This is a genomic window from Roseateles chitinivorans (assembly GCF_002761755.1).
Lineage (GTDB): Bacteria > Pseudomonadota > Gammaproteobacteria > Burkholderiales > Burkholderiaceae_C > Roseateles > Roseateles chitinivorans.
The window spans coordinates 1-18,433 of the sequence record NZ_PEOG01000042.1; the positions used below are offsets into that span (position 1 = coordinate 1).

The 18,433-nt window shown below is 68.9% G+C and carries 21 protein-coding genes; 6 read left to right on the forward strand and 15 right to left on the reverse strand.

Annotated features, from left to right (window positions below; translation table 11 throughout):
- Positions 1-799: hypothetical protein (locus CS062_RS26230; protein WP_158238806.1), on the forward strand; the 799-nt coding region annotated here is incomplete at its 5' end.
- 29 nt (positions 800-828) lie between these two features.
- Here CS062_RS26230 and CS062_RS15620 read toward each other — a convergent pair.
- Both CS062_RS15620 and CS062_RS15625 read right to left on the reverse strand, forming a co-directional pair.
- Positions 829-1,854, reverse strand: a complete 1,026-nt coding sequence (locus CS062_RS15620) for a threo-3-hydroxy-L-aspartate ammonia-lyase (protein WP_233218085.1) — start codon at positions 1,852-1,854, stop codon at positions 829-831.
- 57 nt (positions 1,855-1,911) lie between these two features.
- The gene (locus tag CS062_RS15625; RefSeq protein ID WP_099862563.1) at positions 1,912-2,286 is read right to left on the reverse strand and encodes a hypothetical protein; all 375 of its coding nucleotides are present in this window, start codon (positions 2,284-2,286) and stop codon (positions 1,912-1,914) included.
- Between the two features lie 37 nt (positions 2,287-2,323).
- Between CS062_RS15625 and CS062_RS15630 the strand changes: the two genes are divergently transcribed.
- From CS062_RS15630 to CS062_RS15640, 3 genes are all read left to right on the forward strand, one after another.
- Positions 2,324-2,854: a gamma carbonic anhydrase family protein gene (locus CS062_RS15630; protein ID WP_099862529.1), complete on the forward strand. Its 531-nt coding sequence runs from the start codon at positions 2,324-2,326 to the stop codon at positions 2,852-2,854.
- Positions 2,855-2,926: 72 nt separating this feature from the next.
- Entirely contained in the window at positions 2,927-3,529 is a 603-nt protein-coding gene (locus tag CS062_RS15635) for an alpha-ketoglutarate-dependent dioxygenase AlkB (protein WP_099862530.1), read from the forward strand.
- A gap of 216 nt (positions 3,530-3,745) precedes the next feature.
- A complete protein-coding gene (locus CS062_RS15640) occupies positions 3,746-4,165 on the forward strand; it encodes a VOC family protein (RefSeq protein ID WP_099862531.1) in 420 nt (139 codons plus the stop codon).
- Here the strand turns inward: CS062_RS15640 and CS062_RS15645 are convergent.
- Together CS062_RS15645 and CS062_RS15650 are read right to left on the reverse strand one after the other, a co-directional pair.
- Positions 4,153-5,298 carry an alpha/beta hydrolase gene (locus CS062_RS15645; protein WP_158238807.1) on the reverse strand — a complete coding sequence of 382 codons (1,146 nt, stop codon included), beginning with the start codon at positions 5,296-5,298 and terminating at the stop codon, positions 4,153-4,155. The two genes, CS062_RS15640 and CS062_RS15645, sit on opposite strands and share 13 nt — an antisense overlap.
- Before the next feature lie 96 nt (positions 5,299-5,394).
- A complete protein-coding gene (locus CS062_RS15650) occupies positions 5,395-6,090 on the reverse strand; it encodes a hypothetical protein (protein WP_143742361.1) in 696 nt (231 codons plus the stop codon).
- A 782-nt stretch (positions 6,091-6,872) separates the two neighbouring features.
- Here CS062_RS15650 and CS062_RS25860 point away from each other — a divergent pair.
- On the forward strand, positions 6,873-7,409 hold the full coding sequence (locus CS062_RS25860; protein ID WP_143742362.1) for a hypothetical protein: 537 nt from the start codon (positions 6,873-6,875) through the stop codon (positions 7,407-7,409).
- A 111-nt stretch (positions 7,410-7,520) separates the two neighbouring features.
- Positions 7,521-8,081 (forward strand): prolyl hydroxylase family protein, encoded by a 561-nt coding sequence (locus CS062_RS15655; protein ID WP_233218086.1) that lies wholly within the window; start codon positions 7,521-7,523, stop codon positions 8,079-8,081.
- Positions 8,082-8,247: 166 nt separating this feature from the next.
- Here the strand turns inward: CS062_RS15655 and CS062_RS15660 are convergent, their stop codons facing one another.
- From CS062_RS15660 to CS062_RS15710, 11 genes are all read right to left on the reverse strand, one after another.
- Complete coding sequence (locus CS062_RS15660) at positions 8,248-10,548, reverse strand: diguanylate cyclase domain-containing protein (RefSeq protein ID WP_158238808.1); 2,301 nt, start codon at positions 10,546-10,548, stop codon at positions 8,248-8,250.
- 117 nt (positions 10,549-10,665) lie between these two features.
- Positions 10,666-11,091, reverse strand: coding sequence for a DUF1801 domain-containing protein (locus CS062_RS15665; RefSeq protein ID WP_099862535.1), 426 nt, complete (start codon positions 11,089-11,091; stop codon positions 10,666-10,668).
- Between the two features lie 12 nt (positions 11,092-11,103).
- Positions 11,104-11,517 carry a VOC family protein gene (locus CS062_RS15670; protein WP_099862536.1) on the reverse strand — a complete coding sequence of 138 codons (414 nt, stop codon included), beginning with the start codon at positions 11,515-11,517 and terminating at the stop codon, positions 11,104-11,106.
- Positions 11,518-11,593: 76 nt separating this feature from the next.
- Positions 11,594-12,046 (reverse strand): helix-turn-helix transcriptional regulator, encoded by a 453-nt coding sequence (locus CS062_RS15675; RefSeq protein WP_099862537.1) that lies wholly within the window; start codon positions 12,044-12,046, stop codon positions 11,594-11,596.
- Between the two features lie 92 nt (positions 12,047-12,138).
- Positions 12,139-13,641, reverse strand: a complete 1,503-nt coding sequence (locus CS062_RS15680; RefSeq protein WP_143742364.1) for an ATP-binding protein — start codon at positions 13,639-13,641, stop codon at positions 12,139-12,141.
- On the reverse strand, positions 13,625-14,308 hold the full coding sequence (locus CS062_RS15685) for a response regulator transcription factor (RefSeq protein WP_099862565.1): 684 nt from the start codon (positions 14,306-14,308) through the stop codon (positions 13,625-13,627). Before CS062_RS15685 ends, CS062_RS15680 begins: the two co-directional genes overlap by 17 nt.
- A 113-nt stretch (positions 14,309-14,421) precedes the next feature.
- Positions 14,422-15,006, reverse strand: a complete 585-nt coding sequence (locus CS062_RS15690; protein WP_143742365.1) for a hypothetical protein — start codon at positions 15,004-15,006, stop codon at positions 14,422-14,424.
- Positions 15,007-15,241: 235 nt separating this feature from the next.
- Positions 15,242-16,528 carry a HAMP domain-containing sensor histidine kinase gene (locus CS062_RS15695; protein ID WP_099862540.1) on the reverse strand — a complete coding sequence of 429 codons (1,287 nt, stop codon included), beginning with the start codon at positions 16,526-16,528 and terminating at the stop codon, positions 15,242-15,244.
- The gene (locus tag CS062_RS15700; RefSeq protein ID WP_099862541.1) at positions 16,525-17,256 is read right to left on the reverse strand and encodes a response regulator transcription factor; all 732 of its coding nucleotides are present in this window, start codon (positions 17,254-17,256) and stop codon (positions 16,525-16,527) included. Before CS062_RS15700 ends, CS062_RS15695 begins: the two co-directional genes overlap by 4 nt.
- Entirely contained in the window at positions 17,234-17,581 is a 348-nt protein-coding gene (locus CS062_RS15705) for a 4Fe-4S binding protein (protein ID WP_099862542.1), read from the reverse strand. Before CS062_RS15705 ends, CS062_RS15700 begins: the two co-directional genes overlap by 23 nt.
- The gene (locus tag CS062_RS15710; protein ID WP_099862543.1) at positions 17,581-18,249 is read right to left on the reverse strand and encodes a hypothetical protein; all 669 of its coding nucleotides are present in this window, start codon (positions 18,247-18,249) and stop codon (positions 17,581-17,583) included. The genes CS062_RS15705 and CS062_RS15710 overlap by 1 nt, the downstream gene beginning before the upstream one ends.
- Positions 18,250-18,433 lie beyond the last annotated feature (184 nt).

Sequence of the window (18,433 nt, forward strand, 5' to 3'; positions counted from 1 at the left end):
GGCCGGCGCCGCCCCGGCGCCTCGGCTCGCGCCGCTCCCGGCCGGCGCCGACGGCCGCGTCGACCTCGGCGCGCTGCTGCGCGCGCCACTGTCGGAACTCCGCACCAGCCTGCTCACCGCGCTGCGGCACCGGTCCGAAGGCGGTTGGTTGTACGCCCGCGCGCTGGCGCGGCACTGCTCGATGCTGGAGATGGTCGAGATGCGCGAGGGCCTGGCGCCCGCCGCCTTCCAACCGCCGGTCGACTTGAACCAGCCGGGCGCGCAACGCGCATTGGCGCTGCGCGACCAGCTCGCGGCCGGTTGCTCCCAGCTGCAGCCGGACGAACTGCGCGAGGCGATCAATGTGCCGCCGGGCGCGATCGATCCGCTGATCGCGGCGATGGACCAACCGGCCCGCCCCGGCAGCGCGCAGGCCCGCGAGCGCCTGGCGACCATCCTGTCGCGACCGGACCCGCTCATGCTCGCCGAGCTCGGCCCCAGCCTGCTGGCGCGCGACGGCGAGGCCATCGTCTTCGACGGCAAGCGCATCGACGGCGAGGAACGCCAGCTGCTGGAGGCCGCGGCGTTGCTGCTGCCCTGCTCGCTCGGGCTGGTCTGCGACGGGCAGGACGCGGCCGTCTGGGGCCCCTGCCTCGCCGACGGCCTGTGCGGGACGGCGACGCGCGAGGACGCCGTGATGGCCAGCGTGGAGGCGGGCGAGCATCCGGAGCGCCGCGCGGCGGTGCTCGCCTGGGTGGAGCGGCTGCGCGCGGCGGTCGTCGCGCGCGACGTGGACCGCTTCCTCAAGCCGCCGGCCTGAGCGCGCCCGGGGCGGCGGTGTCCGCGCGCTCAGGCGGCGGGCGCCCCATCCGCCGCCGCGCCGACCAGCTCGCAGAAGCGCGCGAGGTCGACATTGCCGCCGCTGATGACGATGCCGACGCGCTGGCCCCTCAGCGCGTCCTTCATCGCCTGGACGGCGGCGAAACCGAGGCAGCCGGTGGGCTCGACCACCATCTTCATCCGCGTCGCGAAGAAGCTCATCGCCTCGACCAGCGCCGCGTCCGGGACGGTGACGACATCGTCGACGAGGCGCCGGATCAGCGCGAAGGTCAGGTCGCCGAGCTGCTGCGTCTGGACGCCGTCGGCGATGGTGCGCGGCGTGTCGATGTGCACCAGCTTGCCGCTGCGGAAGGACTGCTGGCCGTCGTTGCCGGCCTCGGGCTCGACACCGTAGAGCTTCGCGGCCGGCGACAGCGCGCGCACCGCCAGCGCCGTGCCCGACAGCAGCCCGCCACCGCCCAGCGGCGTGAACACGGCGTCGAGCGGGCCGACTTCCTCGATCAGTTCCTTCGCCGCGGTGCCCTGGCCGCTGATCACGTCGGCGTGGTCGTAGGGCGGGATCAGCGTCAGGCCATGCTTCTCCGCGAGGTCGCGGCCGATCTGCTGGCGGTCCTCGGTGTAGCGGTCGTAGAGGACGACCTCGCCGCCATAGCCGCGGGTCGCGGCGATCTTCGCGGCGGGCGCGTCCTTGGGCATCACGATGGTGGACGGCATGCCGAGCAGGCGCGCCGACAGCGCGATCGCCTGCGCATGGTTGCCCGAGGAGAAGGCCACCACGCCGCGGCGGCGCTGTTCCGGCGTGAAGCGCGATAGCGCATTGAACGCGCCGCGGAACTTGAAGGCGCCCATGCGCTGGAAGTTCTCGCACTTGAAGAAGACCCGGGCGCCGAGCCGCTCATCGACGGTGCGGGAGGTGAGCACCGGCGTGCGGTGCGCCTGCCCCTCGATGCGGCGGGCGGCGGCCTCGACGTCGTCGAAGCTGGGGAGATCCAGCGACGCGTCGGGCGACGCGGGCATGGCGGGCGTTGCGGTCATCTCGGCTCCTGGTCGATGGGACGCGCCATCATGCCCGCGCGCTGTACCGCAACAGGCTCAGGCCTGCCATACACCGTAGCCGGCCTCGCGCAGGCCGATGGCCAGCTCCACCTCCATCTCGCGCGCGGCCTCGTAGGGCATCGGGTTGTAGACCTCGTAGAGCCGCGGCAGCAGGCGCAGGCCGTAGTCGAAGACGAAGCGGTTGGCCTGGATGCCGGCCTTGTGCTTGTCGAAGCGCAGGTCGGGATCGAGGCCGGTCATGCCGACATAGACGAAGGGCATGCCGAGCCGGTAGTCCGGATTGGCCTTGCGAAAGCGCGGCTCGTTCCAGACCTGGTCCGCGAGCTCGACGACATAGACGTGGTGGTGATGGCGCTTCTCGCGCGGGCGCCTGGCGCCCTTGGCGGCGACGGGCGCGGCCTCAGCCGCCACAATCGGCGCCTTCCCCCGCTGCTTCCCGCCCGCTGCCATGCCGCTGTCCTCTTACCTCGATACCGCCCCGGTGCTCGCCGAGCGCGTCTTCGTCCACGACACCGCCCAGGTGATCGGGGATGTCACAATCGGCGCCGACAGCTCGGTGTGGTGCAACACCGTGCTGCGCGGCGACGTGAACCGGATTGTCATCGGCGCCGGCACCAACGTGCAGGACCTGGCGATGGGGCATGTCTCGCACAAGACAGCGAAGAAGCCGGAGGGCTCGCCGCTGATCATCGGCGACCACGTCACCGTGGGGCATTCGGTCATCCTGCACGGCTGCCGCATCGGCAACGAGTGCCTGATCGGCATGGGCTCGATCGTGATGGACGACGTGGTCATCGAGGACCGCGTGATGCTGGGCGCGGGCAGCCTGGTCTCGCCGGGCAAGACGCTCAGGAGCGGCCATCTCTACGTCGGCCGCCCGGCCATCGCCGTGAGAGCGCTGACGGACGAGGAGATCGCCTACCTGAAGTACTCGGCGGAGCATTACATCCGGGTGAAGGACAACTACCTGGGCGCTTGAGCGACGCTGCTTTCGCGCTTCGCGATTTCCCGGTTTCGCGACGGCGCGGCGGCAACTGCAATACTCGCCCGCATGCCTCCCAGCGCCGATCAGCCTTCCCTCTTCGAGGACTTGGATCCGCCCGCCGACGCCCTGCCCGACGGCATGCGCTATCAGTCGGCCTTCCTGTCCCCCGATGAGGAGCGCGCGCTGATCGCGCTCATCGGCACGCTGCCGCTCGAAGCCGCGCAGTACAAGCAGTACACCGCCCGCCGTCGCGTCGTCAGCTATGGCGGCAGCTTCGACTACGACGCCAATCGCCTGCGCCCCGCGCAGCCACTGATCGAGGCGCTGCATCCGCTGCGCGAGCGCGTCGCGCAATGGGCGGACGTCGCGCCAGAGGCCCTCGTTCACGCGCTGGTCGCCGAGTACGCGCCCGGCACGCCGCTCGGCTGGCACCGCGACGTGCCGGACTTCGAAGAGGTATTCGGCGTGTCGCTCGGCGCACCGGCGACGCTGCGATTCCGCCCCTACCCGCCCGATGCGCCCAAGCGCGCCGACGTCCTCAAGCTCACCGTCGAGCCGCGATCGATTTACGCGCTGCGCGGCGCCTCGCGCTGGGCGTGGCAGCACAGCGTCGCGCCGGTCGACAAGCTGCGATGGTCGATCACCTTCCGGACCGCGCGATCGAAGTGATCGATCAACACCGGGCCTGCATCGATGGCCCCACGCGACGCCGGTCCTTTGCATCGCGCCGCTTGACCGTCCGCGCGGCTCGCCCCTACGATCGCGCCCGCTTCGCAGTGATCGTCATGACCTGCACCGAGCCGTAAGCGTTTACGTCAGCCAACGCGCAACCCCGCCGGTTCCTCGACGCAGCAGCGTCGCGCCGGCTTGCGCATAGGCCTAGCAATGACCACGCACTCCACCACGGTTCGTTCCACTTTCAACCACCTCAGCTTCCCCTCGCCCGACGCTCCCGCGACGGCCGCGTTCTTCGAGCATTTCCTGGGCTTCTCGGTGGCCTCCTTCGGGCACAGCCGCATCGTCAAGAAGGACCAGCTCGATATCGTCATCGAGGACGGCCGCGACCGCGACTGCACCTGGCCGGGCAACTTCCATGTCGGCGTCGAAGTGGCGACGCGCCTCGACCTCGAGCGCATCCATGCCGACATGCTCGCGGCGGACATCCGCATGGAGACCGAGCTGATCACGCATGTGCGCGGCTCGCGCTTCTTCTGCTGGATGCCGGGCGGCGTGATGCTCGAGGTCAATACCCGCGAGGACGCGTCACCGGAGTTCCGCAGGACCTTCGCGAGTCAGCAGGGTTGACGGGCGGTTGATGGGGGCCGGCTGCCGCCGGCCTCGCCGCAGCTGGCGCCGCGCGGGTTCTGCGACGCGTGTGACCGCCTGCGGAAGTTGCGAAAGATGTACTGCTCAAGCGGCTCACGTTCGGGCGCAGTCGCGTGGGCCTCGGCGCCGGACTGGCTCGCGGCGATGATGCGCGCCAACTGTTCGTCGGGCTTGCCGTAACGCAGGGCCAGGATCTGCCAGAACACGAGCTGAGTGATGAACCGATACGAGCTGTGGACTACAGCGAGCAGGCCATAGTCGTACGGCACATAGATCTCTGCATTGCCGGAATTCGCCACCTGCCCTGAATCGATGAACACCACGTTGGGCGTCGCCGGCGAGATCGGTTGCTGTGGTCCGCGATAGCCCAGGACATACCAATCGCCCGCGTACTCATCGGCCTCCAGCACCTCATCGTTCCAGGTCCAGAACACCCAGACCTTGCCGTTGGCCATCTGGTAAATCGCCTTGCCTTGATTCTCGACCGAGCTTCCCTTCGTGAAGATGGCATGGTCCACGTCAGGCGCCAGCATCAACACCCAATCCACGGCGCCCACGTAGTTGGGCACCTTTCCACTGGCGAGCGTCTTGCTCATGAGGTAATTGCCCATCGAGTGGGTAATGACCGCCGTCACGAGTTGCGGCGCGCTCTTGCCGTACTTCGCATCGAGCTGTTTCCTGACCAGGGTGATCGCCTCGATCATTGCCGCCATGAGATTGGCGGATTGGTCGGCGTACTGCCGCGCCGAAGATGGCAAGTCGCAGTTGGACGGCCAACTCGCAGCGACGACCAGGCTCTGACCGAGTCCCGTGGCACTGAGCCGCGAGCCGTAATACGCGTGGGCGATGCGTGCGTCCGTCGCCGAGGTGTCGAAGCCGTGGACATAGAACGCCAGCACCACCGGCTGCTGCTGGTCCGTGCAGACCCGGTGGAGATCGTCGGCAAGCTGGACGATCCATGTCGTCTTGTCGAGGGTCTGCTGATCAAGCAGTTCGTTGTACCCCTGCAATGGGAAATTGATGTTGCTCAGGTAGACGACGGGTCCCGGCGCGGAGCAATCCGCTCCGTTGACGCGGTTCGACAGCATGTAGGTATGGGTGGGAAAGCTCATGGTCATCTGGGTCACTCCGAGGTGAGTAATGGCGTCGCCGCGTGACTCCAGTCCGAGGAGCGCGAGCGCGCGAAGCTCTCAGTTGCCGGGGGAGGCTCAAGCCGTGCCATAGAGCCGGTCTTGCGTTGAGTCGAGGTGCTCGGCCTCCTCGATGTCCGCCGCTGGTTGCTCGTTCTCGCACAGTTCCGACGCATGGGAGACCGCGGCTATGGCCGTCCCCAGCATCGCGAATGCAGCCGTGGAGTAGATGCCGAAATTCCAGTTGCCGGCGCTGCTCACGCTGTTGCTGATGGCACCGATGGCCTTGATGCTGCCGGCCGCGACCATGGTGGCGGTGTACTTGTTGTAGTTGTAGAAGGTGTTACAGGCTTCCGCCGTGGCCCATAGCAAGTTGGGCAGCACTCCCACGACGCCTGCCGCGCCGTCATACCCGGCGACCTGTAACGCACCTTGACTGAGCTGCGTTGCGGCCGCCGCAGCATTCGCCGCGGCTTGGATCTTTTCGACCCCGTCCTTTGACGTCCAGTACTGGTACCCCGCGGCACCGAGCAGCGCGGTGCCGGCCACGATGTTCACAATGGGCTGCGCTTCCTTGGGCAGGTAGTTTGGAACGACCGCCAGGCAGTTGAAGGCCTCGCCGATCATCCCCGCCAGCTTCTCGCCCATGATGCCGGTGCGGCCTCCGCCTTGCGACGCCTCCGGCTCCTCCTCCCCATCCTGCATTTGCACGGCGGTTCGTTGCGTCACCGAGGTTTGGGACTGATGTCCGGCGGCTTCGGTTGCCGGACTCATGCGTCGATCCATGCTCCCCCAACTCGCCATCGCGCGGCGCTGCGCTTGCATGCGCGGTGAGCGGTGGAGGTGGTCGGCCAGGAGTTGGTGAGTGGCCCTCGGCACCGACCGTTCGTCAGCACGCATCGCTGCGGGCTTGCGGAGCTGAGGTGCGTCGGGGCGGGCGCTGAGACTTGTTGTCATGGTGGGTCCAGGTTGGCACCGAGCTTCAAGTTCTGACAACTCCAGCGTAGGGGACCGCACTGTGACGCACCATCAGCAGTCGACGGACAAAGGCCTGCCGTCATGCCGAGATGTGACTTCAGGTTCGGGAGAGAGCCCGACAAGGCCGCGCGGTACCGGCGCGGAGAGATGATGGAAGATCCGCGCGTGGACCCCGCCACTCACCGGCAATCCGCCCATGCCTGTCGATGGCAAGCGCGTGGTCTTCCGTCGCTTTGAACCGGTGGTCGAAGTGTGGGCTTGAGCGGAACAGGCCACGGAGTCCTTTTCGCTCCGGGGCCGGCCACTTGGCCCGCGCAACAGTTATTCATATCATCCGCTGCACGGGCCGAGCGCCATGCCGCAGCCCGCTGCTCAGCTCAAACGTTGGGCCACGAGCCGAGACTGAGAGCGATGCACAAGTTCATCAGCATGAGTCCCCTGCCCAGCTGCTACGTATCTTGGTGTTCCTCCTTGGGAGGTCGGGTGCGGAAGCGGCCTCACCCTTCCATGATCGGACCTGCCAACCGCCGCTTCGCGTCGGTGGGTACGCCTTGCATGTCGAACGTTAGGCATTCGACGTGAGCACCCTGGAAACATCGGCGAAGTACCTTTCTGAGAAGGGACTACAGACCAACGTCGTGTCGTCCGAAAGGCTCTCCGTCAGTCGCGAAGGCGATCGGATGATTGACCTCGCGAGAACCGACGCCGGTTACCAGGTCAGTTCTTGGGAAAACGTCCCCGGCCCTGGGGAAGAAGATTTCCGCCTTGTGGTTCCGACCCTAGACGAGGCGCTGCTCATCACTTGGTGCTACTACTTCTCAAAGAACATCGAGATTGCAAACTGGGAACTGCCGCTGCACAGAAGGCCATACTGGGCTCTCCCTAAGCTCCAATACAAGCTCGCGAATGCCGGACATGTTTCTTCCAGGCAGTTCGAAGCCATTCGGGAGAGCCGTCGCCAGCGAGCATTGAGTGATCCGACCATGAAGCCGTTTGGCCTGGCTTTTGCAGAACGCACTCAGTTCATCGTGGCAGGAAAGCACTGCCAATCAGGAGCCCTGCTGTTTCTAAGGCGAGATATGGAGGAAACATATGTTGTCGCCGGAGATGCCTAGCAACTCCACCGCGCGAGACGGTCTGCAAGCTGCGCTTGCAAACACCCTCCACCGCTTCGCGTCTCTGGCAACCCCTCACGTCAAACATTGGACATCTGGACCACTTGCGCCATGCAGTTGATTGCTCACACGGATCGGGTCTTCAGCATCCCCTGCTTTCTGAGTGCTGACGAGTGCTCACAGCTCATCGAACTCGCAGAGACCAGCGGCTTCGAGTCAGCGAACGTGCGGACGGCTGAGGGCCAAGTTGCGATGCCGAAAATTCGAAACAACGAGCGGGCCATGTTCGAGGATCGCTCTTGGGTAGCAACGCTTTGGGAGCGGCTGTCTCGCGCAGCCCTGCCAACCGTGGACGGCCAGGTCGCCGTCGGACTTCCCAAGGACCTGCGCTTCTATAAGTACTTGAGCGGCCAGCGCTTCAAGATGCACAAGGATGGCCCTTGGAAAGAAGGCAGCCTTGCAAGCAGGCTCACTTTCCTGGTCTATCTGAATGACGGTTTCGTCGGCGGCGAGACGGCCTTTCGCGAGTTCAACGTCGTACCTGCAACGGGCACTGCTCTGCTTTTTATCCACGAAACCTGGCATGAAGGCGCATCCGTCACCGAAGGAATCAAATACGTTCTTCGATCAGACGTCCTGTACTCCCATGGTGTTGGAGCGCTGCAGGTCTAACAGGTCGCTCGACATGACGCGCAGTCGCAGCGCGCGAGCGTCGACCGATTGAAACGCGCATCCCCGATCGGCGAATGCATCAACCTCCAGCTGAACCAGATAGCGCCCCTCGGTTCGCATTGAACATTCGCTCGCTTCACTGCGTCATTCCGTCTTTCCAACTCCCCTACGCCTCCGCCAGCACAAACCTCGACTTCCCCGACTGCTTGGCCTGGTACATGGCCGCGTCGGCCTGTTCCAGCAGCGCCTCGCAATCGGCCGGCTCGCCGGCCGGCGACGACGGCGCCGACGCTCCGCCGATGCTCGCCGACACCGACACCCGCAGCCCGCCGAGCTCGAAGGGCTCCGAGAGCCACTGCACCAGCTTGGCCGCGACCTTGGCCGCGCCTCGCTGTCCGGGCTGCACCAGCGCAACGGCGAATTCGTCGCCCCCCAGCCGCGCCACCAGATCCCCTGCCCTCACCGCCGCGCGCAAGCGCTGCGCGGCCTCCTTCAACAGCAGGTCGCCGACCCCATGCCCATGGGTGTCGTTGACCTCCTTGAAGCCGTCCAGATCGACATAGAGCACCGCCAGGCTGGTCCCGTTGCGGCGCGCGAGCGCCAGTTGCTGCTGCACCATCTGCCGGAACAGCGATCGGTTGGCCAGCCCCGTCAGCGCGTCGTGATTCGCCTCATGCTGCGCCGCGTCCAGCAGCCGCGCCGCGTGCGTCAATGCGCGCCCCACCCGATCGACTTCAACCACGCCCAGCGGCGGCACCTCCACCGCCACACCGGTGCCCAAGGCCAGCGCCGGCTGGGTCAAGGCCTGGACCGCGCCGGCGATCCGACCGCCGATCCGCCACGCCAGCAGCAGGCTGCCCGCGATCGTCAGCAGGAAGCCGCCCACCACCCACGCCAACGCCCGCGTCAATGGCAGCCTCAGGCTCGCGCTCGGCACGCTGATGGCCACCGCCCACCCCGACGTTTCCGTCCGCACGAACGCCGTCTGCACCGCGACCCCGTCGAGGCTGGTCGTGTCCGTCAATCCCTCCCACTGCCCGCGCAGCTTGAGCAACAGGTCCCGCGGCGCCTCGACGCCGAAGTAGCGCTCCGCCCCCTGCGTGCGCGCCACGACGCGACCCTCACGGTCATACACCGTCGCGAGCCAGTCCCGGTCCATCTGCTGCAACGCCAGCAGGTCGCGCAAACGGTCTGGCACAAGCCGCGCGCGCAGCGTGGTCGCACCTTGAAGCTGCGCCGCTTTGTCCGCCGGCAGGGGCACCGAAACCTCGATCAACTGCTCCTGCGAAGGCCCTCCGGGGAGCGTCGGCGCCATCGGCTCGGTCGGCGCCGACCCCGGCCTCGGTGCCATCGCCGGCGACGACGCGCCGGTCGGGCCCGCGACCACCGTCGAGCCATGCCGCGGCTGGCGGATGTCCATCACCAGGTTGCCGGCCGAATCCTCCAGCCGCAGCCCGGACGCATGCAGCAAGGGCATCGCCTCCCGGGCTTCGAGCGAGAACGCCGCGAGCCCGTCGCCCGGCGGCAGCTGCGAGGCCGCCAGGACGCGCAGGCCCGATTCGATCCCGCTCAAGTCCCGGTCCACCGCCGCGGCAATGGCGCGCGCCGTGTTCAGGCGGTCGCCGGCCTTCACGTCCCGCACGCGCTCGAAGTCCAGCAGCACCAGCGCCAGCGTCATCACGGCCACCGGCATGACGGCGGCGATGACCAGGAACACCAGCCGCGACCGGATGGTCGGCGGCGTCGCCTCATAGATGGAACTGAGCAGCGTGGTCAGCAGGAACAGCGTCGCCAGGCCCGCGATCACGAAACCCAGCCAGGCGCCGCCCATGCCGTCGGCCAGCGCGCCGCAGACGCCGCCCTCCGGGAAATTGGCCGCCGCCATCCCGGTGTAATGCATGCCCACGATCGCCGCGCCCATGACGACGGCGCTCGCGGACTTCTTCCAGGGCCCGGTGACGATGGTCTCGTGCCGCAGCCGGAAACAGATCAGCAGCGCCGCCGTCGAGGCCGCCACCGCCAGCACCACGGACAGCGCGAACAGCGCCGGGTCGTAGCGGATGCCGGGCTGCATCCGCATCGCCTCCATGCCGAGGTAATGCATGCAGGCGATGCCCAGCCCCATCAGCGTGCCGGCGATCAGCAGCCGCCGCCGTCCCAGGCTCGGCCGCGCGATCGTGTGCAGCGCCAGCGCCGAGGACAGCGCCGCCACCGCGAGCGACGCCAGCGTGATCGGCACGTCATAGGCCAGCGCGATGGGCAGCGAGAACGCCAGCATGCCCACGAAGTGCATGGCCCAGATGCCGGTGCCCATCGCCAGCGCGCCGCAGGCGAGCCAGAGCGCCGAGCGCACCGGCGACCCGGAGGCCGCGACCACCCGCGTCGCCATGTCCAGCGCGACGAACGAGGCGATCACCGCCGTCACGATGGACAGCGCCACCAGCAGCGGGTCGTAGACGCCCGTCACGATGTCAGGGCCCCGGGAGCCTGGGACGCCCGTGGAAACGATGCATGACTGGTTCCTCCCCCCTGGCATGCCGCCCGTCACCGAGCCCTCGAAGGTTGATCGGGGCCCTGGCCGGCGTCACGCCGCGCGCGTCGCCTTTTTCGGCTTCGCCGCCGCGTCGTTCAGCGCGGCGGCGGCCTTGAACAGCGCCTTGAGCGCCTGCTCGTCCACCGGGTCGCCCTGGCGGATGTCGATGGCCCGGCGCACATTGCCGTCCAGGCTCGAGTTGAAGAGACGGGCGGGATCGGCCAGCTTCGCGCCCTTCGCGAAGGTCATCTTCACGACCTCCTTGTAGGTCTCGCCGGTGCAGATCTGGCCGTTGCGTTCCCAGACCGGCGTGCCCCGCCACTTCCACGTCTCCTCGACGCCGGGGACCGCCTCCTTCATCAGCCGGCGCAGCCGGGCGAGCATCTCGCCGCGCCAGTCGCCGAGCTCGGCGATGCGGGCATCGATCATCGCGGCGGCATCGACGGCGCCGGCCGCTTCCGTGGTCGTGGTGGGCATGTCGTCCTCCGCTCAGTTCTTCAGCTGCTGGATACGGATCATGTTGCCGGCCGGGTCGCGCACGCCGAAGTCGCGCACGCCGTAAGGCTGGTCGGTGGGCTCCTGCACGATCTCCGCGTCCCGTGACTGCAGGCGCTGGAAGGTCGCGTCCAGGTCCTTCGCGCCGAGCAGCAGCATCGCGAAGGTGCCCTTGGCCATCATCTCGGCGATGGTGCGCTTCTCGTCGTCGGTGACGCCGGGCGTCGCATTGGGCGGGAACAACACGATGGAAGTGTCCGGCCGGCCCTTCGGGCCGATGGTGATCCAGCGGTTGCCGCCGAAGGCGACGTCCTTGCGGATCTCGAAGTCCAGGCCGTCGCGGTAGAAGGCCAGCGAAGCCTCGGGATCGGTGTGAGGCAGGAAGGTCGAGTGGATGGTGATGTCCATGAATGTCTCCAGATGGGTGGCAGTCAGCGAAGGTCGGCGGCCGTCGCCGCCGGGGTCCGGCCCCTTGCGACGCAGTCTAGGTGGGCGCCTTTTCCGGCGCTTCTCGATTCCTGATCGGACGCGTCACCTGCTTGGCGACGCAGGACGGCAGGCCCTCGGCCTGGCGCGCGGCATCGCGGCGGTAGGCGCTCGGCGAGACGCCCACCAGCTCGGTGAATCGCGTGCTGAAGGTGCCCAGCGAGGCGCAGCCGACCTCGAAGCAGACCTCGGTGACGCTGAGATCGCCACGGCGCAGCAGCGCCATGGCGCGCTCGATGCGACGGGTCATCAGGTAGGCGTAGACGGACTCGCCGTAGGCGAGGCGGAACTGCCGGCTCAGGTGCCCGGAGGACATGTGCACGCCCGCGGCCAGCGCCTCGACGTCCAGCGGCTGGGCGTACTCGCGATCGATCCGGTCGCGCACGCGGCGCAGGCGGGCGAGGTCGCGCAGGCGGGTGTCGGTGGAACTGTCGGCGGCGGCGGCAGGCATCCGGCCATCCTACCCAGCGCCACGCAGGGAACTCAAGCCGTCACCTCGGGACCATCCCGGAGAGGCCCGTGCCGGAAGTCAGTCCCGCCCGATCAGAACAGCGCCCGCCGCATCGACTGCGCATAGTCGGCCTGAAATCCGCTGGCGGCGGCAAGCCCCGGCGACGAGTTGTCCAACGCAGGCGCTCGGAGCGGCGGCCCGGCCGGGCCTTCGCTCGGGGGCGGGGCGGGCTCGGCCGGCGTGGTCGCGACCATGTCGCAGCGCAGCTCCAGGCCCGGGGAGCGGCGATGCGCGCTCAGCCGCCAGCCATGGGCTGCCGCGATCTCGATGCAGATCGCCAGACCCAGGCCCGCGCCCTGCTCTCGCCGGTCGACGCCGCGCCAGAAGCGCTCGAACAGGCGCGGCAGGTCCTCCTCGGCCACGCCCTTGCCGCGGTCCAGCACCGAGAAGCCGTCCGGACTGACGCCCAGCGTCACCACGCCGCCCGGCGGGCTGTGCTGGATCGCGTTCTCCAGCAGGTTCTTCAGCAGCGTGAACAGCGCTCCCCGGTCAGCCCGCCAGAAGCGCAGCGCCGGGCTCAGTTGCAGGCCCAGGGTGACGTCGTGCCGCGAAGCCACCCGCTCCATGAAGTCAAAGACTTCCCGCACCGCCGGCTGAGGATCCAGCGCCTCGATCCGGTAGTTGCGCGGCTCGCTGGCCTCGGCCAGCAGCAGCAGTTGCTGCACCTGGCGCGCGACGCGATCGACATCGTCCAGGATCTGGTCGCGCCAGGCGCTCGCATCCGCCAGCTCGACCTGCGCGCGGATCAGCGCCAGCGGCGTCTTCAGCTCGTGCGCCGCGTTCGAAAGGAACTCCTGCTGCGTCTTGAAGCCGCCCTGCAGCCGGTCCAGCGCGGCGTTGAAGGCTTCGACCAGCGGTCGCAGTTCCCGCGGCTGGCCGGTGACCGGCAGCCGCTGGTCGAGCGTGCGCGGCGCGATGCGGCGCGCTGCGCTGGAGGCCTCGCGCACCGGCTGCAACGCCTGCCGCAGCACCAGGTGGATCGTCACGAAGAAGACCAGCACGAACGTCGCCCCCAAGGCCAGCATGCCCTGGCGCAGGACGTCGAAGCCGATCGACTCCCGCATCTGCAGCACCATGCGGTCGCTGACCGCGAACTGGACGAACAGACGCTTGCCGGCGTGGTCGCGCGGAATCGTCACGCCATGCATCGCCACGCCGCGGCGGGTGAAGGTGAAGGACTGGCGCCAGGGTTCGAAGCCCTTACCGTCGCGGGTGAGCACCGCCGTCTCGCCGTCGGTGGAATAGATGGCGCGACCGTTGGCGTCGACGACCCGCAGCAGCACCTCCGCCCGGAAGCTTTCGAAGATCCAGGGCTCGATCTCCGCCTTGTCGAACCCGTTCGGACGCCCCGCGGCATCGAAGCTCATGTGCCGGGCCAGCGCATCGCCGTTGTCCTCGATCTGATCGCGCAGCACCCAGCGCGTGAACGGCTCCCACAGCACCGTGGACGCCAGCCCCACCAGCAGCGCGCTGAGCACCATGCTGGCACCCAGCACCGCCAGCACGCGGTTGCGCAGGCTATTCGGCCACCACATCCTGAAGCGCATACCCATGGTTCCGGAGATTGACGATGCGCAGGCTCGATCCGAGCGACGCGAGCTTCTTGCGCAGGCGGTGCAGCGCGACATCGAGTGCATTCGGCGTCACCGCCTCGGACAGCCCCCAGGCCGCCGCCTCCAGCGCCGCGCGCCGGACCGTGCGTCCCTGCTGCTGCACCAGCGTGATCGCGATCTGCAACTCCGCTGGCGCCAGCGCCACCGAAGTGGCCCCGCGCAGCAGCAGTGCCTGGCCGACGTCCACTTCGATGTCGCCGAACATGGCACGCGGCGGCCGTACCGCCGCCGGACGGCGCATCAGCGCCCGCACCCGCGCCACCAGTTCCTCCATCGGAAAGGGCTTGGCGAGGTAGTCGTCGGCGCCGGACTCGAGGCCGTCGATCCGGTCGTGGAGCGCATCCCGCGCGGTCAGCATCAGGCAGGGCGTGCCCTGTCGCTCGGCGCGCAGGCGCTTGACCAGCGCCAGGCCGTCGCCGTCGGGCAGGCCGCGGTCGATGACCAGCGCCGCATAGCCGACCTCGCGATGCGCGACCCAGGCCGCCTCCATCGCATGGAAGACGTCCGTCGGGATGCCTGCAGCTTGCAGAGCCTGACGGATCAGTCCGGCGAGCCGGACATGATCCTCCACCAGGGCAATTCGATTCATGGGGAGCGGGGGCGGAAGCGGCACATGGTAAGGGACGGCCATCCTCCGCCCGGGCGCCTTACCCGTTTCTTACCGGGGCGGGGCGGCGGCCGCCCGCCCCCGCGGGTCGTCGTTCAGGAGACCTCGGCTGGTACCCGCTCGTGGTACTGGACGACGGCCACCCCGTCGCGAATCGCCTCTTCATAGACGCCGAGCATGCCCAGCGCCTCGCGCAGGTCGTCGCGGATCGCGGCGGAGGCGATGACGGCCTCGTCGTCGTTGCACAGCGCGCCGTCCTCGTCGTCGTCACGCTTGAGGCGGTAGACGAGTTCGGCGACGACCGCCGCATGCTCGATGCGCTCGCGCAGCGTCTTCATCGCAAGCCCGACGGTGATGTCGCTGCGCGGGACGAAATACTCGACGCAGGCCGGCTCGAACCGGCTCAGCGAGGGATACATCCGCGAGCTGTAGAGGAAGGCCTCGAATTCCTCGCGCGTCATGCCCTCCAGGGGGCGGATCTGCTCGAGCACTCGCTGCATGAACAGCAGCTTCGGAGGACGCGGCGGCGCGGGCGGGGAAGCCGGCGGCGGCGCGCTGGCGCCGGGGACCGCGTCGGCTCCGTCGAGATCGTCGAGCGGCGCGGTGGCTTCGGTGGCGGGAAGGCCGGACGGCGTGACCGGGACGGCCGGGGCGGAGGGAGAGAGGGACATCGTGGACATGGACAGCTCCAGTTCGGATCGGATCAATGCATAGGCATCACCTTCGTGGGGATGACAGGGACCGCATCAGCGACGCGGGGGATGGATCTTCAGCGGGGCCGGCGCAAGACCTGGCACGAAAAGATCAATGAAATCGATTCGATGAAACCGTCGGCATGAGCGCCACACCTGTCCTCGTGGGGCGACCGACTTGTCTCGGTGGCACCGGCGACGACTGCCACTCGCTTGGGGCCATTCAGCGCAATCGCACGACCGCCTCGAATCCCGGCTCGGCATTGCGCAGCTCGAGTCGGCTGCCGTGCGCTTCGGCCACCAGCCGGCACAGCGACAGTCCCAGGCCCACGCCGCCTTCGCTGCGCGCTCGCGCCTCGTCGGGACGGAAGAAGGGCTGCCCCAGTTGCGCGAGCGCCTCGGGCGGAACGCCGGGACCGTGGTCGCGCACGGTGAGCCGCGCGCCGGTGCCATCGCGCTCGACGCTGACCAGGACCGGGCCGATCGCCGCGTCGTTGTGCCGCAGCGCGTTGTGCACCAGGTTGCGCAGCAGCAGTTGCATCCGCATCCGGTCAAGCTTCAGCACCGGCAGGTCACGATCGATCCTGAGCGCGACGCCGGGCTGGTCCTGCTCCCGCACCAGCGCGCCGAGATCGCAGTCGCCGACCTGAAGGGCGCGATGCCCGCTCCCCAGCCGCTCGCTCTCCAGGAGGGCGGAGATCAGTTCCCGCATCTGCGCAAGCTCGTCCAGCAGCGCCGCCTTCGAGGCGCTCTCGTCGACCAGTTCCGCATGCAGGCGGGCCCGGGTCAGCGGGCTGCGCAGCTCGTGGCTGATCGCCAGCAGCAAGGCGCGCTTGCCGTCGAGCATCGCCTGGATGTCCTGGGCCATCTGGTTGAAGCGGTGCGCCAGATCGCCGATCTCGTCGCGGTGATAGATGGGCACGCGGTGCGCGAGATCGCCGCGACCGAAAGCCTCCGCGCCTGCCGCCAGCTCGCGCAGCGGCGCCACCAGGCGGCGGATGCCGCCGTACGCCAGGCCCGTCACCAGCAAGAGCAGCGGCACGGCCCAGAGCAGTCCGTACTCGACCTTCATCGAGGCCCACAGGATCGCGCTGCCGGCACAGGCGAGCACGACGAAGATCGCGATCAGCCGCGCGCCCAGCGAGTGCTTGAAATGCGCATGGTGACGGTGCCACCGCTGGTGCCAGCGGTTGCGCGCCCGCATGTGCCAGCGCCAGCCGCGCGCCCGCGGGAACGGCCCGCCCATGGCCTCCATCTCCGCCCAGCGCCGCATCTTGTCCAGGCGCTTGCGGTGGTGTCGGAGCCGCTCCTCGTGCAGGCGCAGCCACCAGGCGTCGCGCCGCGCATGCCAGCGCGGATCGCCGCAGCGGGGATCGCCCCAGTCGGCGGGACCGCCCGGACCGCCCGGGATCTCCTCGCCACGCGTGCGCCGTTCCCCGGGTGCTTCGCCGGCATCGCGATCGCCGCGCCGGTCCCGCCAATGGTCGTAGGGATGACGCGGCCCCTTCATGACCCGTCCTCCCCGCCGCCCGCCGTCGGGCCGCCCGCCACCGGCAGCGCGAAGCAGTAGCCCGCGTTGCGCAGCGTCTTGAGCGCTTCCAGCGGCTCGAGCTTGCGGCGCATGCGGCTCACCAGGATGTCCACCGCCCGGGTGAAGAGGTCGGCCTCCTGCCCGCGCAACCGGTTCAGGATCTCGTCGCGGGAGAACACCCGTCCAGGCTCGCGGGCCAGCATCACGAGCAGCTCGTACTCGGTGCTGGTCAGCTCGACCGGGCCGGCGCCCGTGGCGACCAGGCGCCGCGCGGTGTCGATCTCCAGCCCTTCGAAGCGCAGCAGCGTCGCCGGCGCGGCCATCGCGGGCGCCAGGCGCGTGCGACGCAGGATGGTCTGCAGCCGCGCGGCCAGCTCGCGGGGCTCGAAGGGCTTGGCCAGGTAGTCGTCCGCGCCCAGCTCGAGGCCCACCACCCGGTCGGTCAGGTCGCCGCGCGCGGTCAGCATCAGGATCGGGATCTCGCGCCATGCCTCGCTGCCGCCGCGCACACGCTTGCAGAAGGCGAAGCCGTCCATCTCCGGCAGCATGCCGTCCAGGATCAGCGCGTCGAAACGCTCCTCGGCCAGCCGCGCCAGCGCGGCGCTCGGCCGCGTCACCGCGCTCAACGCGAAGTCGAAACGCGCCAGGTAGCTCGCCAGCGGCGCGGCCAGCGCCTCGTCGTCGTCAATCAGCAGCAGTCGGTGCATCGTGCCGTCCATTGTGCCCAGCCGCCTGTCCCGGCACCCCGGCATGGCGCACCAGCGTGATCGCCCGCTCCGGGCACGCCTTGACGCAATGGCCGCAGGCGCGGCAGGCGTCGGCATTGGGCGTGAACGCCTGCTGCCAGCCATGGGCATAGCCGCGCAGCTTGCCGAAGAGGCTCAGTTCCCGGCGCCGCTCCAGCGGCAGCGTGCCGACCGAGAAGACGCCATAGGGGCAGACCTCGACGCAATCGCCCTTGCCCTCGCAGCGGTTCCGGTCGACGACCGGCCGCAGCAGCCCCGGCGGCTGCCGGCAGTCGCGGCCGTCCATCAGAGGCCCCGGTGGTCGGGGTGTTCGCCGCGGCCGCCGTCCCGCCCCGCGCGGCGACGCAGCCGGCGCAGCAGGAAGCGCAGCATCTGCTGCTGGTCGAAATCGAGCGCGTCGAAGAAGTCGCCGACGGCGGCCACCAGCGCGGGACCGGTCGCCCGCAGCGCCTCGACCTGGCCATCGAAGAGCTCCTGCGCCTCCTCGCGGCGGAAGTTGTCGCTCTCGATCAGGCGGGCGACCTCCGGGCCGCGCGCCAGCGCCTTGACCGCGCGCCGCGCGGTGCCGAGCCGGTCGACCAGGCGGTCCAGCAGCTCGGCCTGGCTGTCGTTCAGGTCCAGAAAGGCACGGGCCCGGGCTTGCAGCCGCCCGCCGCGGCGACCGTGGGCATCGGATCCCAGGCCCCCGCCGAAGCCGCCCCACCCATCACCGCCGTGGTGACCTGGGCCACCGTGGTGGCGGTGGCGGCCGTGTCGGAAATGCTCGCGTCCGAGCCCGCCCCAGCCCCACGGGAAACCGCCGAAACCGGCGAACCGGTGCCAGGGCCCGTGGACGGGCAGCGGGCCGTAGAAGCCATCGTCACACACAGGGCCGAAAGGACCGAAGCGACCATCGTGGCCGAAGTGAGCGTGCTGACGTTCATGGTGGTGGCTCCAGCGTCGAAACAGGTGCATGGTGCAATTCCTCGGTAAAGCCCGGTTGTCCGGGCGGTGAATCCATGTCGCCATGATTCCCATGCCCGTCCGTCGGGGCATCTCACCGCGGTATCGCTGCTTTTCGTTTTGTATCGCCCCACCCCACCCGACGGAATGCCTCCAAGGGGGGAGGCGGGGCCTCTGCTGACACGACGCGTCAGGG

Coding starts and splice junctions, on each gene's coding strand:
- CS062_RS15620 (WP_233218085.1), bottom strand. CDS start 1,854: ATGACCGCAACGCCCGCCATGCCCGCGTCGCCCGACGCGTCGCTGGAT.
- CS062_RS15630 (WP_099862529.1), top strand. CDS start 2,324: ATGCCGCTGTCCTCTTACCTCGATACCGCCCCGGTGCTCGCCGAGCGC.
- CS062_RS15635 (WP_099862530.1), top strand. CDS start 2,927: ATGCCTCCCAGCGCCGATCAGCCTTCCCTCTTCGAGGACTTGGATCCG.
- CS062_RS15640 (WP_099862531.1), top strand. CDS start 3,746: ATGACCACGCACTCCACCACGGTTCGTTCCACTTTCAACCACCTCAGC.
- CS062_RS15645 (WP_158238807.1), bottom strand. CDS start 5,298: ATGAGCTTTCCCACCCATACCTACATGCTGTCGAACCGCGTCAACGGA.
- CS062_RS15650 (WP_143742361.1), bottom strand. CDS start 6,090: ATGAGTCCGGCAACCGAAGCCGCCGGACATCAGTCCCAAACCTCGGTG.
- CS062_RS15655 (WP_233218086.1), top strand. CDS start 7,521: ATGCAGTTGATTGCTCACACGGATCGGGTCTTCAGCATCCCCTGCTTT.
- CS062_RS15665 (WP_099862535.1), bottom strand. CDS start 11,091: ATGCCCACCACGACCACGGAAGCGGCCGGCGCCGTCGATGCCGCCGCG.
- CS062_RS15670 (WP_099862536.1), bottom strand. CDS start 11,517: ATGGACATCACCATCCACTCGACCTTCCTGCCTCACACCGATCCCGAG.
- CS062_RS15675 (WP_099862537.1), bottom strand. CDS start 12,046: ATGCCTGCCGCCGCCGCCGACAGTTCCACCGACACCCGCCTGCGCGAC.
- CS062_RS15680 (WP_143742364.1), bottom strand. CDS start 13,641: ATGTGGTGGCCGAATAGCCTGCGCAACCGCGTGCTGGCGGTGCTGGGT.
- CS062_RS15685 (WP_099862565.1), bottom strand. CDS start 14,308: ATGAATCGAATTGCCCTGGTGGAGGATCATGTCCGGCTCGCCGGACTG.
- CS062_RS15690 (WP_143742365.1), bottom strand. CDS start 15,006: ATGTCCACGATGTCCCTCTCTCCCTCCGCCCCGGCCGTCCCGGTCACG.
- CS062_RS15695 (WP_099862540.1), bottom strand. CDS start 16,528: ATGAAGGGGCCGCGTCATCCCTACGACCATTGGCGGGACCGGCGCGGC.
- CS062_RS15700 (WP_099862541.1), bottom strand. CDS start 17,256: ATGCACCGACTGCTGCTGATTGACGACGACGAGGCGCTGGCCGCGCCG.
- CS062_RS15705 (WP_099862542.1), bottom strand. CDS start 17,581: ATGGACGGCCGCGACTGCCGGCAGCCGCCGGGGCTGCTGCGGCCGGTC.
- CS062_RS15710 (WP_099862543.1), bottom strand. CDS start 18,249: ATGCACCTGTTTCGACGCTGGAGCCACCACCATGAACGTCAGCACGCT.